General features: G+C 55.9%; 12 protein-coding genes. 6 read left to right on the top strand and 6 right to left on the bottom strand.

Annotation, left to right across the window (positions count from 1 at the left end; genetic code table 11):
- Window positions 1-65: 65 nt before the first annotated feature.
- The 3 genes from FO488_RS02915 to FO488_RS02905 form a co-directional block, all read right to left on the bottom strand.
- Window positions 66-2,522, bottom strand: coding sequence for an Rne/Rng family ribonuclease (locus FO488_RS02915; protein ID WP_149209157.1), 2,457 nt, complete (start codon window positions 2,520-2,522; stop codon window positions 66-68).
- Between the two features lie 229 nt (window positions 2,523-2,751).
- Entirely contained in the window at window positions 2,752-3,225 is a 474-nt protein-coding gene (locus FO488_RS02910; protein ID WP_149209156.1) for a ferritin family protein, read from the bottom strand.
- Window positions 3,226-3,412: 187 nt separating this feature from the next.
- Window positions 3,413-3,925 carry a peptidylprolyl isomerase gene (locus tag FO488_RS02905; protein ID WP_149209155.1) on the bottom strand — a complete coding sequence of 171 codons (513 nt, stop codon included), beginning with the start codon at window positions 3,923-3,925 and terminating at the stop codon, window positions 3,413-3,415.
- A 480-nt stretch (window positions 3,926-4,405) separates the two neighbouring features.
- On the opposite strand from FO488_RS02905, the gene FO488_RS02900 reads away from it, so the two are divergent.
- The 4 genes from FO488_RS02900 (at window position 4,406) to FO488_RS02885 (ending at window position 7,445) form a co-directional block, all read left to right on the top strand.
- A complete protein-coding gene (locus FO488_RS02900; RefSeq protein ID WP_149209154.1) occupies window positions 4,406-4,594 on the top strand; it encodes a hypothetical protein in 189 nt (62 codons plus the stop codon).
- Window positions 4,595-4,731: 137 nt separating this feature from the next.
- Entirely contained in the window at window positions 4,732-5,595 is an 864-nt protein-coding gene (gene prmC / locus FO488_RS02895; RefSeq protein ID WP_149209153.1) for a peptide chain release factor N(5)-glutamine methyltransferase, read from the top strand.
- On the top strand, window positions 5,592-6,143 hold the full coding sequence (locus tag FO488_RS02890; protein WP_149209152.1) for a hypoxanthine-guanine phosphoribosyltransferase: 552 nt from the start codon (window positions 5,592-5,594) through the stop codon (window positions 6,141-6,143). Before prmC ends, FO488_RS02890 begins: the two co-directional genes overlap by 4 nt.
- Window positions 6,144-7,445, top strand: a complete 1,302-nt coding sequence (locus FO488_RS02885; protein ID WP_149209151.1) for an NCS2 family permease — start codon at window positions 6,144-6,146, stop codon at window positions 7,443-7,445.
- A gap of 141 nt (window positions 7,446-7,586) precedes the next feature.
- On the opposite strand, the gene FO488_RS02880 is transcribed toward FO488_RS02885, so the two are convergent.
- From FO488_RS02880 to FO488_RS02865, 3 genes are all read right to left on the bottom strand, one after another.
- The gene (locus FO488_RS02880) at window positions 7,587-10,160 is read right to left on the bottom strand and encodes a S8 family peptidase (protein ID WP_149209150.1); all 2,574 of its coding nucleotides are present in this window, start codon (window positions 10,158-10,160) and stop codon (window positions 7,587-7,589) included.
- On the bottom strand, window positions 10,150-11,115 hold the full coding sequence (locus tag FO488_RS02875) for an AAA family ATPase (RefSeq protein ID WP_205743336.1): 966 nt from the start codon (window positions 11,113-11,115) through the stop codon (window positions 10,150-10,152). The genes FO488_RS02880 and FO488_RS02875 overlap by 11 nt, the downstream gene beginning before the upstream one ends.
- 768 nt (window positions 11,116-11,883) lie before the next feature.
- Window positions 11,884-12,348, bottom strand: coding sequence for a peroxiredoxin (locus FO488_RS02865; RefSeq protein WP_149209148.1), 465 nt, complete (start codon window positions 12,346-12,348; stop codon window positions 11,884-11,886).
- 156 nt (window positions 12,349-12,504) lie between these two features.
- On the opposite strand from FO488_RS02865, the gene FO488_RS02860 reads away from it, so the two are divergent.
- Window positions 12,505-13,764, top strand: coding sequence for a sigma-54-dependent Fis family transcriptional regulator (locus FO488_RS02860; RefSeq protein WP_304598768.1), 1,260 nt, complete (start codon window positions 12,505-12,507; stop codon window positions 13,762-13,764).
- Window positions 13,761-13,874 carry a helix-turn-helix domain-containing protein gene (locus tag FO488_RS20385; RefSeq protein WP_304598767.1) on the top strand — a complete coding sequence of 38 codons (114 nt, stop codon included), beginning with the start codon at window positions 13,761-13,763 and terminating at the stop codon, window positions 13,872-13,874. The genes FO488_RS02860 and FO488_RS20385 overlap by 4 nt, the downstream gene beginning before the upstream one ends.
- Window positions 13,875-14,046 lie beyond the last annotated feature (172 nt).

Raw genomic sequence — 14,046 nt, 5'->3', positions numbered from 1 at the left:
GGTGGCCGCAGCGGCCGGTCACGGACGGCCTTGTGCCCTTCGTGACCGGCTCACCGCACAGGAGACTACTGATCCCCTTCGCCCTTTTTGACGCTCCGGGAACGGCTCGCGCGCTTCTTCGGGGCAGCAGCCTCTTCAGCCGCCGGTTCGGCGGGGGCTGTGGCGGCCTTTTTGGCCGGTGCGCGGCGCGGTTTTGCCGGTTTCGCGGCACCCGGGGCCGCTTCGGCCGGAGAAATCTCCGCCGCTGGCGGTACCGGTTCGCTCTTTTTCCGGGTACGCGGGGCTTTGGCCGGCTTCGGCTTCTCCGCGGCCGACGGCGCCTCGGACGGGGCTGCAACGGGCGGTTCGGGAATGGCCACCTCGGGCTGGGCGGCCGCGGCAGCCTCTTCCTGCTTGCCTTTGCGGCTGCTGCGGCGCGGCTTGGCAGGCTTTTCGGGCGCCGGTTCCTCCCTCGCGGCGACGGCGGGCGGGACGGCAATCGCCGCGGCCTCGACAGCCGGTGCGGCAGCGGTGTCCGGGGCCGTCCGGGACGTCTTGCCCCGCCGGGTTTTCTTGGGGGGTGCCGCCGCCTCGGGCTCAACCGCCGCCGGTGGCTGCTCCACAGGAGCCGCCGGGACGACCGCCTCGAACTCAACCGTGGGCACCGCCGTTTCTGCGGCTGCCCCGTCCTGCCCCTTGCCCCCCTTGCGGCGGCGACGCTTGCGCTTCTTCTTGGCCGGGGTTTCCGGTGTGCCCCCTTCTTCCTGTTCGTGGGCCGGTTCGGCCTCCTGCTGCGCTTCGGCCGGGTGTTCTGCCGTTGCCGCTGATTCGGCGGATGCGGCCGCGGCCTCGGGTGCCCCTTCTCCGGCAGGCTTTTTCTTCTTGCGGCGACGTTTGCGTTTCTTGCCACCTTCGGCAACGCCCCCCTCAACCGCCTTTTCCTCCGGCTGTGCTGACTCGGGGCGCTCCGCCTTCCCCTCCGACTGCTTCGGCGCTTCGGCGGCTTCGGCCTCGGATGCCAGCACATCCTCCATACGCGGTTTTTCCCGCTTGACGGTCTCCAGTTCAAGCTGATTCATGGTAAACGAGGGTTTCCCCTTGACCGTAACCTCGATCTCGTAATCGTTCTCGATCTGGGTCAATTCCCGTTTCTTACGATTGAGCAGGTAGTAGGCGACCTCCAGCGGCAGGGAGCCGAGCACCCCGGCCACGGTCCCCTTGGCGGCGGCGGCGTGCACCTTGCGCAGGAACGAGACGGCCATGGCCTCCACCGACTTGACCTTGCCGCGTCCCTCGCAATGGGGGCATGCCAGGTGAATGGCGTCGTTGAGCGTCTTGGCGATGCGCTGACGCGACATCTCCAACATGCCGAATTCGGAGATCCGCCCCAGGTTGACCCTGGCCTTGTCCATCTTGAGGGCCTGCTTGAGGGTCTTCTCCACCTCGATATTGTGCTTCCGCTCGCGCATGTCGATGAAGTCGATCACGATCAGGCCGCCCAGGTCGCGCAACCGGAGTTGGCGCGCCACCTCTTCGGCGGCCTCCAGATTGGTCTTGTAGGCGGTATCCTCGATCCCCCGCTCGCCGCTGGATTTCCCGGAGTTGACATCAATGCTGACCAGGGCCTCGGTCGGTTCGATGATCAACGAGCCGCCCGAGGGGAGTGCCACCCGTTTCTCGTAGATCTGGTCGATCTGCTCTTCCAGCTGAAAACGGGAAAAGATGGGACGCTTTTCCTTGTGCAGCTTGACCCGTTTCTCGCACTTGGGCATGGTCTCGCGGAAAAACTCCTTGGCCTCCCGGTAGGCGTCCTTGCTATCGACGAGCACCTCATCGATATCGTCGGAAAAGTAATCGCGGATGGAGCGGATGATCAGTCCGCTGTCGCGGTAGATTTCGCCCGCCCCGCTGGCCTCGGCCGCCCGCGTCTTGATATCGTCGTACAACTCCAGCAGGTTTTCCAGATCCTTCTGCAACTCCTCCGGCGTGCGCCCGACCGCCTCGGTGCGGATGATATAGCCGATCCCCTCGGGAACGTTCAGGCCGGCCACGATCTCCTTCAGCTTCTTGCGCGCCCCTTCCTGCTCGACCTTGCGGGAAATGCCGGTGGAATCGCTGCCCGGCATGATCACCATGTAGCGCCCCGGCAGGGAAAGATAGCTGGTCAGGGCAGAGCCCTTGGTGTCCCGCTCGTCCTTCTCCACCTGCACCACCAGTTCCTGCCCCCGACGCAGCACCTCCTGAATGCGGGGACGGCGCTTGTGCTGGTCCTCCGGCACATCGTCGCGCCACCGCCAGAAGTCGGGGTGCAGCTCCCCCATCTGGAGAAAACCCGGCTTGGCCCGCCCAATATCGACGAAAGCGGCCTGGAGGCCCGGCTCGACCCTCAACACGACCCCTTTGTAGATATTGCCCTTGGTCTGCTCCTTGCCGCTGATCTCGATGTTGAGTTCCATCAGGCGACCGTCGTGCACGATGGCCACCCGCGCCTCTTCGGGGTGCATGACGTTGATCAGCATTTTCTTGCTTACGGTATCACTCATTGCCTCTATTCCTTTCAAGTGAGACGTGCCCACGTGACAACATTTAAATGAGTTATTATATAGATTCCAGCACCGAAAGCAAAGAAAAAGGGACACCTGGCGGAAATTGGCTGCCGCCTGGCGCCCCTTGACAGGACCAGGCCCGTGCGCTCGGTTCGTACTCGTACTTCCCACGACTTGCCGCACGGGACACCGATATGGATGCGGGCGTCATCATGCCCGCCGGCCATCAGTTCTCCGTCATGAAGTGCTGTTCGTAAAGGTCTTCCAGCGCCTGCAAATGGCGGCTCTCTTCCTTGAAAAGCTGTTGAAAGAGCTGCCCCATGGGGGCGCCGCTGCATCCCGACGCAACCTTGCCGTAAAAATCCACGGCCCCCTTTTCCAGGTGAATGGCGTAGACCAGGGCCTCCCGCACCCCCGATTCGGGGCCGAGTTCCTGCTTTTTGAAGACATAATCCAGGTGCATGGTGGGGATCGGTTGGTCCAGGGCCTCGCCCCCATCCATGCGCCCTTCCAGCAGCGCCTTTTCCAACTGGTGCTTATGGTCCAGTTCATCCAGGGCGTTATCGCGCAGGAGTTCCCGCGCCCCCTTGTTCGTCACCCTGCGGATGGCGGCGAGATAGTTGCGAAAGCCTTCGTTCTCCATTTCGATGGCCATCTCCACGGCCGCATCAAAGGTATAGCAGACCTGATCGTTGCTCATGACTGTACTCCCCTCCTCTATCTGATGTGGGCGTTACCTGCGTCGGCGTTAGCGGGAGCCATACTGTAGCTCATATTGTATACAGTTTCAAGGATGCAATTCCGCCCCACAGCCCATGAACAACAACGCCCCGTTTCCGGGAGGGAAACGGGGCGACGATGCCGGGGAGGGCGTACAGAAACAGGCGTTATTCGATGACCTTGGCCGACACGATGAAAACCGGCTCCACGGGGACGTCGGAATGGCCCCTGCTCATGCCGGTCTTGACGGCGCGAATCTCGTCAACCGTCTCCATCCCCTCCAGGACCTTGCCAAAGACACAGTAACCGTAGAGGTCCGGTTGCTTGCCCCGGTGGTCGAGAAAGGAGTTGTCCACCACATTGATGAAGAACTGGGAGGTGGCCGAGTCCACCACGGAAGTACGGGCCATGGCCAAGGTGCCGCGCTCGTTGGAAAGGCCGTTGTCGGCCTCGTTCTTGATGGCGAACTTGGGCTTCTTCTGTTCCAGGTTTTCACTCATGCCGCCACCCTGGACCATGAAATCCCTGATGACCCGGTGAAAGATCAACCCGTCGTAAAATCCCTCACGAACGTAGGAAAGAAAGTTCTTTACCGTGATTGGCGCCTTATCACTGAACAGCTCGATCTTGATGGAGCCCTTGGACGTTTCCAGCATGACATATGGGTTCTGCTCGGACATCTGCAACCTCCTGATGCGTAAAATTCGGATCTTGTCCCGTCAGGTGGCTGTGTAACACACTGCGGCGCAAAATTAAACCTTCTTTTTTTGTGGGCCGCCACATGAGCCATCCCAAACGGAGAATGACGGCCGGCGCCAAAGATTAAAGAAAATACACTTTTCTTGCACACGTATCATCTCGATATTACTTGAAATATTTTTTCATGTTAAAAAAAATAACATTTTCCTCGCCAGACACAACATCCCGATATTGCTGAATAAAAAGAAAGACTGTTAAAAAAATTACCACTTCCCCCCCAAAACCATTGCCATGCCACGGCACAAGGCACATCAGCCCCAAGGCAACTAGCTGATACTATTTAGTTTTATATACATGGCACGCATATTGATAAGACCATTCCAGATACCCCGTGCAGCAGGGAGAGCCCAGGCGTTCCACGGGACGCAAACGGGAGCATCCCGAAGGGGCAAGGAGGAGGAATGATGGAAGAAGACCTGGTAACTATTTTCTGCATCTCCTGCGGTTTCGTCAGCACCGTGCCGCGCAAGGGGGCGCCCCATGAAGCGCGGCGGGCCGTATGCCCGAAGTGCCGCTACTCGTTTCACCTCTCCGATTGTCTGGCGGATGTACAGCCCCGTTCCCTGCCGACCGGCGTGCTCATGGTGTAGGGTCATCCCGTCGCCGGAGAGCCCCCGGGCGGAAGGAAAAAACGGCGGCGGCCATTCGTGCCGGCCGCAGCTCTTTTTTTGTGGAGCAGAACCGCATAATAGGTTAGTATTCGCCCATTCTTTTTGGAATGGCGTACATGACACCTCAGGAAACGTGGACAACCATCAAGGTCCTTGCCTGGACCAAAGACTATCTGTGCACAAAAGGCATCGAAAACGCCCGGCTTGAAGCCGAGTGGCTGCTGTGCGCCGCTACCGGCCTGGACCGGGTCGGACTTTATCTCCATTTCGACAAACCGCTCAACGATGACGAATTGGCGTCATTCCGCGCCATGGTGGCCCGCCGGGCCCGGCGAGAGCCGCTCCAGCACATCCTCGGCACCCAGGAGTTCTGCGGCCTGGAGTTCCAGGTTTCCCCGGACGTGCTCATCCCGCGCCACGACACGGAAACCCTGGTAACGGAAGCCCTGGCCCGCCAACCGGAAGCGCGAAGCGTGCTGGACATCGGCACCGGCAGCGGCTGTATCGCCGTTGCCCTAGCCCATAGCCTGCCCCAGGCAGCCGTGACGGCCATCGACATCTCCCCGGCCGCCCTGGCGATGGCGCGGCGCAACGCCGAGCACAACGGGGCGACGGTGGAGTTTCTGGCCGGCTCGCTCCTGGAACCGGTGGCCGGACGCACGTTCGACCTGATCGTATCCAACCCCCCCTACATCCCCACGGCGGATATCGACCGACTTGAACCCGAGGTGCGGGACTTCGACCCCCGCGGCGCCCTGGACGGCGGCCCGGACGGCCTGGACGTCTACCGGACGCTGATCCCCGCGGTCCCGGCACACCTGAACCCGGCCGGTTGGCTGCTGGTGGAGGTGGGGATCGGCCAGGCCCCGGCGGTGGCGGAACTGTTCCGGAAAGCAAATAATTACGATAACCCCGTCACGGCGCGCGACCCCGGCGGTATCGAGCGCGTGGTGGGAGCCCAGCGAAAGGATGTGTCATGACGGTAGATGAAGCGAATCGGGTGTTGACGGAGGCCGACCTGCTGGTCGGGGAGGCGGGGGTGGCTGCGGCCATCGGGCGTCTGGCAGGCGAGATTACGGAACAGCTCAACGAGGCAAACCCGGTGCTGCTCTGTGTCATGAACGGCGGTTTGATCTTTGCCGGACAACTGGCGACCAGACTGGTGTTCCCCCTGGAGATAGACTATTGCCACGCCACCCGCTACGGCCAGGAGACGACGGGAGCGGGACTGAACTGGATCGTCCGGCCACGGCAGGAGTTGCGGGGGAGAACGGTGCTGCTCCTGGACGATATCCTGGACGAAGGGATTACCCTGGCCGCCATTGCCGACTATTGCCGCGAGCAGGGGGCGGCCCGGGTGCTGATGGCGGTTCTGGTGGACAAACGCCACGACCGCAAGGTCTCCCCCGATTTCCGGGCCGATTTCACCGGTATCGAGACCGCGGACCGCTTCCTGTTCGGCTACGGCCTGGACTATAAAGGGTATTGGCGCAATGCGCCGGGAATCTATGCGGTGAAGGGATTGTAAATGAAAAACTTTTTCCAGTTCGAGCACCACAAGACGAGCTATCGCCAGGAAACTCTGGCCGGGGTCACCACCTTCCTGACCATGGCCTACATCATCATCGTCAACCCGGCCATTCTGGAAAATGCAGGCATCCCCAAGGGGCCGTCGGTCACGGCCACGATCCTGGCGTCGGTGATCGGCACCGTGATCATGGCCTTCTGGGCACGACGCCCCTTCGCCATCGCCCCCTACATGAGCGAAAATGCCTTTGTCGCCTTTGTGGTGGTCAAGGTGATGGGCTATCCCTGGCAGGTGGCCCTAGGGGCCGTATTCATCGCCGGGGCGCTCTTCACGCTGCTTACGGTCTTCAAGGTGCGCAGTTGGCTGGCGGAATCCATCCCCCTGTCGCTCAAGGCCAGCTTTGCCGTGGGTATCGGCCTGTTTCTGACCTTCATCGGCCTCAACGAAACCGGGCTGGTGGTGCTCGGGGTACCGGGAGCGCCGGTCAAACTGGGCAACATCTCGCAGCCGTCGGTGCTGTTGGCCGTGGCCGGCTTTCTCCTCGTGGTGGTGCTGATGGCCCGCCGCATCCGTGGCGCGCTGGTGATCGGCATCATCGCCACCACCATCGGCTCCATAGCCCTGCACATCACCCCCCTGCCGACCCGGTTCGTCAGCCTCCCCCCTTCCCTTTCCCCGATCATGTTCAAGCTGGATATCGCCGGCGCCCTGAATGTGCACTTCTTTCCGGTGGTCATGGTCATATTCATCATGGCCTTCCTGGATACGGTGGGTACGCTCATCGGCCTCTCCATGCGGGCCGACCTGCTGGATGAGAACGGCAACCTGCCGGAGATCGAGAAACCGATGCTGGCCGACGCTCTGGCCACCATGGCGGCGCCACTCCTGGGCACCACCACGACCGGCGCCTACATCGAATCGGCAGCTGGCATCGAAGAGGGGGGGCGCACCGGTTTTTCGGCCCTGGTGGTGGCGGCGCTGTTCGCCCTCTCCCTGTTCTTCGCACCGCTCTTCACCATCGTGCCGCCCCACGCCTACGGCATCGCCCTGATCGTGATCGGCTCCTTCATGATCCGCCCCATCACCCAGCTCAACTTCGACGACTTTACCGAGCTGATCCCGGCCTTTCTGACCGTGGTGCTCATGATCTTCACCTACAACATCGGGGTGGGCATGACCTCCGGCATGATCGCCTACGCCCTGCTCAAACTGTTCACCGGCCGGGCGGCCGAGGTCAAGGCCGGCATGTGGGTGCTGGCGCTCTTGTCCCTGTCCCTGTTCTTCTTCCTGCCCAAGATGTGATTCCGGGCGTGGCCGCCCGATAAAAGAAAAAGGAGGTGGTAGCCGTTGCGCTCCACCTCCCTTTCTTTATCCTGAATTTGTGACGCCTGAATAGTGGGGCGAGCATGTCCCCATCTTATAAAAGCTGAACAATATCAAAACTTACACTTCAACCTGAATTTCTTCGGTTTCAATAACAGCTTCTACAGCCACCTGAATTTGCGAATATATCTCTATATCACGTTCGACCGCATCAAAGCTCACTACCAGGGAGTATTTCGCTGAGGCATCGGCATCTTTATCCCATCCCGGGTGTCCAACAACAGCAATACAAAAATCTTCAGGCAATCGATTTGATTTAACAACAGCCCAATCCTTTTGAACAGTTCCTACCCCACGCTTTATTCCTTGAACTGTTCCCCAATCCCCTCTTTCTCGGAGCATCCACGGAATTTCACCCTCACCGTCATTGTAACCACGTACCCCCTCCAGCAAAACCCTATTACTGAAGGAGTCGAATGTTTCTCCAACTTTAGAGCTTTTCCAATCAACCCAAGTTGATAAGTAATTCTTTATGTTTCTTCTGGTCCTCTTGGGTTTTGCGGCATATGACAGGGTCACATCAATCCTAATATCATGCTCTTCGATAATGTTGCGCAGTTCAACAGGGATGGGTACACGATAAATTTGTGCCTCACGAGCTCTAATTCTTCTCTCACCTGCGGTAATCAAAGTCACTCTATAGGGAGAATTAGTTGTCGCACGATCCAAATTGGGAATTCCGTAACCGATTTTTCTTATGACCGCAAGCGGATTTCGATGATTTTCTGCCCATCTTGGCCAGCGAGCAGAGTTCACGATCAAGGCACGATATAGAAGAGCAGGCTCATTAGGAAAAATCGTCTCAATAGAGGCTGCAATGTGAGCAACTTTAGGAGCTGAAAAGGATGTCCCTACGCAGTCACGAGAATAAAGAGGGCCACCATGAGGGTACGTTGATCGAACAAGTTCCGGACACACCTCAGGAGGCGTAGAAATACTAGGCGGATATCCTCCGTCAAGAACCATTCCCCCGCCATATTCTACAACCTCTGGCTTGATAGAACCCCAAATACCAAGACCTGTAGTGGTAAATGCCGATGGCATTTCAGCAGAGTCGATCGAAACGAGGTCAGGTGTATTTATATTTTCTTGAGCAACCGAACCAACGGTCAGTACCTGAAGGCTTTGCGATGGATTCGGAATACGACATGAATCTTGAAGTAAATAATCCGGATAAGGCCGACCTGCACTTATATGATCAAGTATTCCATAACGGACTGGCCCCGGATAAGAGTTCCGAAGGTTTCCTGCGCTCTGAATAATCAACACATCCCTATTATAGGAGAGTAGATCGATTTGTGCTGCCCAAGCAGACATATGAAGAAGGCGACAGGGAGCAAAGCCAGAAATTGAGTGATTAAAAATTTTAGTGGCTGGCTGTAGAGATGAGTATTGGTTCACAACCTGAGAAATTAATGCTGGAGGGAAAATTTGTTCAATGAGGGAGTTGTTGTGATCTAAAACTCTTGCATTACGTATTCGACATGGCTGCTGATAGGCTGTGCGGCGGGGAATCCCGTTCGGATAAAGAACAGCTCCAGCGACACGAGTTCCATGTCCACCTTCACGCACATAATCAGCAGTATCGGTAGGCGACTCCCCAGGTATGAAGCATTCTGACGAAGCTCCATCAATGGCATCTTTCAGAAGCGGGTGTTCCTCCTGTATACCACTATCTATAACACAAACGTATGGAGAATCATCGTTGGGTGGTATAATTTCCAATTCAAGGTTGGGCAAGGACTCAGAAGCACACGGGACTTCATTTTGGAGTGAATCAGGTTCAGTAACCTCAAATAAAAAAGGATAATTTAAAACTAAATCCTTCAGCCCCAATCCAGATATTCGTACTCTGATAGTAAAGCTATCAGGTATATAATCTGCTTCGCCATCTACCATACCCAAGACTTCACCAGCATGGTCTTCAACTATTCGTATGAATTGTGTTTCACGTTCTAACCGTAACTCGTCCCAGTTTTCATATACTTCTGCACGTTTACGTTCCCAACGCTGCCTCTTCGCATCATATTGCTCGTCGCTCTCGCCCTCCTGTTTCGGTTTCAGCTCAGATAACGTGATTGTTCCGGCACATTCTATACCGAAATCTATGACATATTCTAAGTGATCATCTATTTGGAACCAGTTCTCCATAAGCTGCTCGGATAACAAAAGTCTAAGCCGAGACTCACAGGTTTGATCTTCAATAAAATCGTAGACTTTGGCCGCATTCCCCGTTCGTGCTTCATTCCGTGCGAACGACTCCACGGCTTCAATAAAGCGATTCAGATTAATTTCTTCAGAGGCAACAATAACAAAACCTTCCTCTTGTTCAGAAACTATTTCAAAACCAAAGGAAGAGCGTAAAAAATCAAGATCCGTATCAGGTTCGACTCTCAATAAGACTGGGATTCCTGACGGCAACACTGGTAATCGATGTGCTTGACGATAGTCATTTCTTTCGTTCCAGAATCCTGTAACAGTTCTAGCTGATTGTGCTAAGCGAAAACCATGTTGCTGAAAATTATGACGATTATGTTCTAACTCTGCGGGGACTTGGCCTCTACCTTGGAGAAAAGCGCGGTCGGACAAAATGTACGGTAAGGGTAAATGACCGAAATCCGTTCTAGGCGGCATGGAAGAGGTCTCCTTGCTGTTCCTTTAGATAAATATCTTTTAGAGCCAATTCCAAGTCTTTCTGAGTTACACAATTTTTTCCTTCTAAAATTATTGATTTAGCCGCATTCTGAGCAATGGTTGCGACATTAGCAGCAGACATTCCAACCATTATTTGAGACAAATGATTGTAATTTATATTACTTTCAACTTTTACAGATGATAGTGACGTTGTTAACAACTCGTGAATCTCATTTTGGGTCGGCATAGGCACTTCAAAAACATCGTCAAACCTTCTAAAAATAGCTCTATCCAGCATCTTATCTAAGTTAGTTGCAGCCACAAGAAGGCCAGGTGAATTATAATCATCTAAAAGTTGAAGCAGTGTGTTTACAATACGAGGAATTTCTCCGACATCATTTGATAAGTTACGAGATTTAGCAATGAAATCACATTCATCAAGCAGTAATACGGAAGGAGCATTTTTCACTGTATCAAATATATTTCTGAGATTTGATGCAGATTCGCCAAAGTATGAGGAGATCATAGCATCAAATCTCACTTTGATGAGCGGAAGACCTGTATTCCATGCAAGCCTTTCTGCCCCTAGAGTTTTTCCGCAACCAGGAGGTCCATATAGCAGAATTTTCTTTTTGTATGAAAAACCATATTTTGCAAGACGTTCACGAGCAGCAAACTCTTTCTCAACTCGACTGAATCTCTTTTCAGTATCCTCGTTCAGTATCATGTGATGCCTGAGTTCATCACGTGACATAACAGTAACGAGAGGATCATTATGCCTTCGACTTGTTGGGAGCTTAGAAAAGTTTTTAGAGCTTTGAGAAGAGCGAGCGGCAATAATTTTTTCCAAACTCGATGCAAGCACGACATGGCCATTTTTACGCTCTGCCTCGATTATTTGTTTGCATGAAAACAACAGGTCGCTATCCGAGTCTTTGCTGATGGCTCTAAACAATTTTTTATTAAGTCTGCCTGCATATATTTCCCTATAACTAAGTTTGACGCAAATGATGCAACGGTTCCTAAGCCCCCCAAAGCGTACTACCCATCAACTTTTACCTACGATTTGTTATTAATATCATATCTGTCAGCCTTCGCTCAAAAAAAATCCACTTTAAATCATTGGATAATTCCGGGTAGATTAGAGAGCTACCCTATTCTCCCTCATCAAACCGTTCAAGAAACCCTAAAGGGGGCAGCTCTTGACATGAGGCATTTGAGATGCATGTTTCTGAACTAATCGAAAGAGGGAAGCATAATGTCGAGACATCTACGCCTGGAATATGAAGGCGCTGTCATCATGTAACTGCTCGTGGCAACAAGCGGGGCAAGGTTTTCTTCACCAAAGCCGATTGTCAGAAGTTTAAGGAATATTTGCGTGAAGGGCAAGCAAAGTTTGGCTCTTATTCTCCACTGCTATGTACTCATGGAAAACTGAGAAAACTAGGGACACCCCCCTGTTTTCTTAATTTTTTCCGAAGCCGTGGCACCTGAACGGCGGAGCTAGCGGCATGCCGGAGTCCAACGCCGCCCATGCAGCACCATGCCGAGGGTATTGTGCGCCCTCTGCCACGGTGGATACATGGCCGGGACTGAGGTATACTAAGCGAACGGCACCTCGAAGGCACCACGGATTCAGGCTTGTCCTGGTATTTCCCGTCGAACTCCCCATCCGTTTCGTTTAATCACCACGCAGATAGAAAAGCGTCCTCCTTTTGGGCGACTATGTCGTTTCCAGAAACCGGAGTACCTCCGCCGGGTGCTGTTCCGCCTTGGCCACCTTGGCCCAGTGCTTTTGCACCACGCCGTCCGGACCGACGACCACGGTGGAGCGGATGGTGCCGGTGCTCTTTTTACCGTACATGACCTTTTCCCCGAACGCCTCGTAGGCCTGCATCATGGTGGTGTCCGGGTCGGACAGCAGGACGAAGGGCAGACGGTGGGCGGCGATGAATTTCCCGTGGGAGGCGATGCTGTCCTTGCTGACCCCCAAAAGCACGATTCCCCGGTCCGCAAGCTTCCCATAGTCATCCCTGAAACCGCACGCCTCCTTGGTGCAACCCGGGGTGCTGTCCTTGGGGTAGAAATACAGAACCACGGTTTTTCCCGCATACTGTTTCAGGCTATGGCGTACGCCGTCGCTCCCCTCAAGATTGAAAGCGGGGGCCTTTTTCCCTTCCAGCGACATGGTGTTCCCTCCTCGGCACAAACAGGATGGTTTTTATCTTTAAGCCACCATACCATTATTTTCCAAAAGGTCAACACCACCGCACGGATCATTTTTTGCTGTGTCCCGGCAGGAATTATGTTACCATTCAGTAACGTAATTTCCAACGGAGGCATCATGAGCCCAGCAGCGGACATTTCGACCATTCACCGGGCGATCCTGGAGAGCATGGGGGAAGGGGTCATCTTCATAAACGCCGAGGACCGGCTGGCCTTCATCAACCATACCGCCGAGCAGATCCGCGGGATCAGGGCCGAGAACTTCATCGGCCGCCACATCCTCACCATCCATTCCCCCGCCTCCGCGGAACGGGTCGAAAAGCTTCTCTGCGGCCTCAAGGACGGGTCTATCCAGCAGACGCGCCGGGTGATCGAGGTCAAAGGCAAATACTTCGAGAACAGCTACTACCCCATACGGGCAACGGACAGCACCTACCTGGGGGCGGTCCTGGTCAGCCGCGACATCACCGAGAAACAACTGCTCAAGGAAGAGAACCGCCTGCTGCGCGACCAGATGGGGTTGGGCGACGCCTTCAACGATTTTGTGGGGACGAGCCAGCCCATCCTGCAACTCTTCCAGACCATTGCCGCCATCGCCACGCTGGACTCCACCATCCTGATCACCGGCGAAAGCGGCACCGGCAAGGAATTGGTGGCTGCCGCCGTCCGACAGCACAGTAAGCGGCTCAACAAGCCGATGGTCAAGGTCAACTGCGCCGCCCTGCCGGAAAACCTGGTGGAATCGGAACTGTTCGGCCACGAGCGGGGGGCATTCAGTGGAGCGTTTTCCAGCCACCGGGGCAAGTTCGAACTGGCCCACGGCGGCACCATCTTCCTCGACGAGATCGGCGACCTGCCTCCCAGCGCCCAGGCAAAGCTGCTGCGGGTGCTCCAGGACCGGACCATCACCCGGGTGGGGGGCGAAAAAGAGAGCGCCGTGGACGTGCGCATCATCGCCGCCACCAACCAGGATCTGCAAGCCCTCGTGGCCGTGGGGCGGTTCCGGGAGGACCTGTATTTTCGGCTCAACGTCATCACCATCCATGTCCCCCCCTTCGGGAGCGGCGCGAGGACATCCTGCTGCTGGCCGAACATTTTCTGCGGCGCTTTGCGGACAAGATGGGGCGCCCGGTCACCGGGATCAGCCAGGCTGCGGCCCATATCCTGGCGGCCTACGATTTCCCCGGCAATGTCCGGGAGTTGGAGCACGCCATCGAGCGGGGCGTCGCCCTCTGCAGCGGCGGGAACCTCATGCCCCAGGATCTCCCCGCCGGTTTCCTCGCGGCCGGGGGCAGAACCGCCCCGGCCAGGCGCGAAAACGACACCCGCCCCCTGCGCGCCCTGTCCCGCTCGGTTGACGATTTCGAGCACCAGATGATCCGTGACGCCCTTGCCAGCACCGGCGGCCGCAAGCAGGAAGCCGCGCGCCTGCTCAACATATCCCGCAAAACCTTGTGGCAGAAATTGAAACAGATGAAAAACGGGTAGCAGACGTTACATGAACGTTACCTCAAGGTAACACAAACCCGCCACGCCTCCTCACCTCCGAACGCCATTCAGAAAAATTAAGAAAAATTATCGTCTATTTACGGCAAGTTATATGGAACGCGCATCCCTGGCACGTTCCCTGCTCATCTGTTCGCCGGATGGGGTTCGGCCG

Origin of the sequence: Geobacter sp. FeAm09, from assembly GCF_008330225.1 — a bacterium.
Lineage (GTDB): Bacteria > Desulfobacterota > Desulfuromonadia > Geobacterales > Pseudopelobacteraceae > Oryzomonas.
Note: the sequence above shows the minus strand (reverse complement) of the source record. Positions and strands in the feature narration are given on the sequence as shown.

Bases quoted from the DNA above. Each gene is read 5' to 3' on its own strand.
- FO488_RS02915 (WP_149209157.1), bottom strand. From the start codon at position 2,522: ATGAGTGATACCGTAAGCAAGAAAATGCTGATCAACGTCATGCACCCC.
- FO488_RS02910 (WP_149209156.1), bottom strand. From the start codon at position 3,225: ATGAGCAACGATCAGGTCTGCTATACCTTTGATGCGGCCGTGGAGATG.
- FO488_RS02905 (WP_149209155.1), bottom strand. From the start codon at position 3,925: ATGTCCGAGCAGAACCCATATGTCATGCTGGAAACGTCCAAGGGCTCC.
- FO488_RS02900 (WP_149209154.1), top strand. From the start codon at position 4,406: ATGATGGAAGAAGACCTGGTAACTATTTTCTGCATCTCCTGCGGTTTC.
- prmC (WP_149209153.1), top strand. From the start codon at position 4,732: ATGACACCTCAGGAAACGTGGACAACCATCAAGGTCCTTGCCTGGACC.
- FO488_RS02890 (WP_149209152.1), top strand. From the start codon at position 5,592: ATGACGGTAGATGAAGCGAATCGGGTGTTGACGGAGGCCGACCTGCTG.
- FO488_RS02885 (WP_149209151.1), top strand. From the start codon at position 6,144: ATGAAAAACTTTTTCCAGTTCGAGCACCACAAGACGAGCTATCGCCAG.
- FO488_RS02880 (WP_149209150.1), bottom strand. From the start codon at position 10,160: ATGCCGCCTAGAACGGATTTCGGTCATTTACCCTTACCGTACATTTTG.
- FO488_RS02865 (WP_149209148.1), bottom strand. From the start codon at position 12,348: ATGTCGCTGGAAGGGAAAAAGGCCCCCGCTTTCAATCTTGAGGGGAGC.
- FO488_RS02860 (WP_304598768.1), top strand. From the start codon at position 12,505: ATGAGCCCAGCAGCGGACATTTCGACCATTCACCGGGCGATCCTGGAG.
- FO488_RS20385 (WP_304598767.1), top strand. From the start codon at position 13,761: ATGATCCGTGACGCCCTTGCCAGCACCGGCGGCCGCAAGCAGGAAGCC.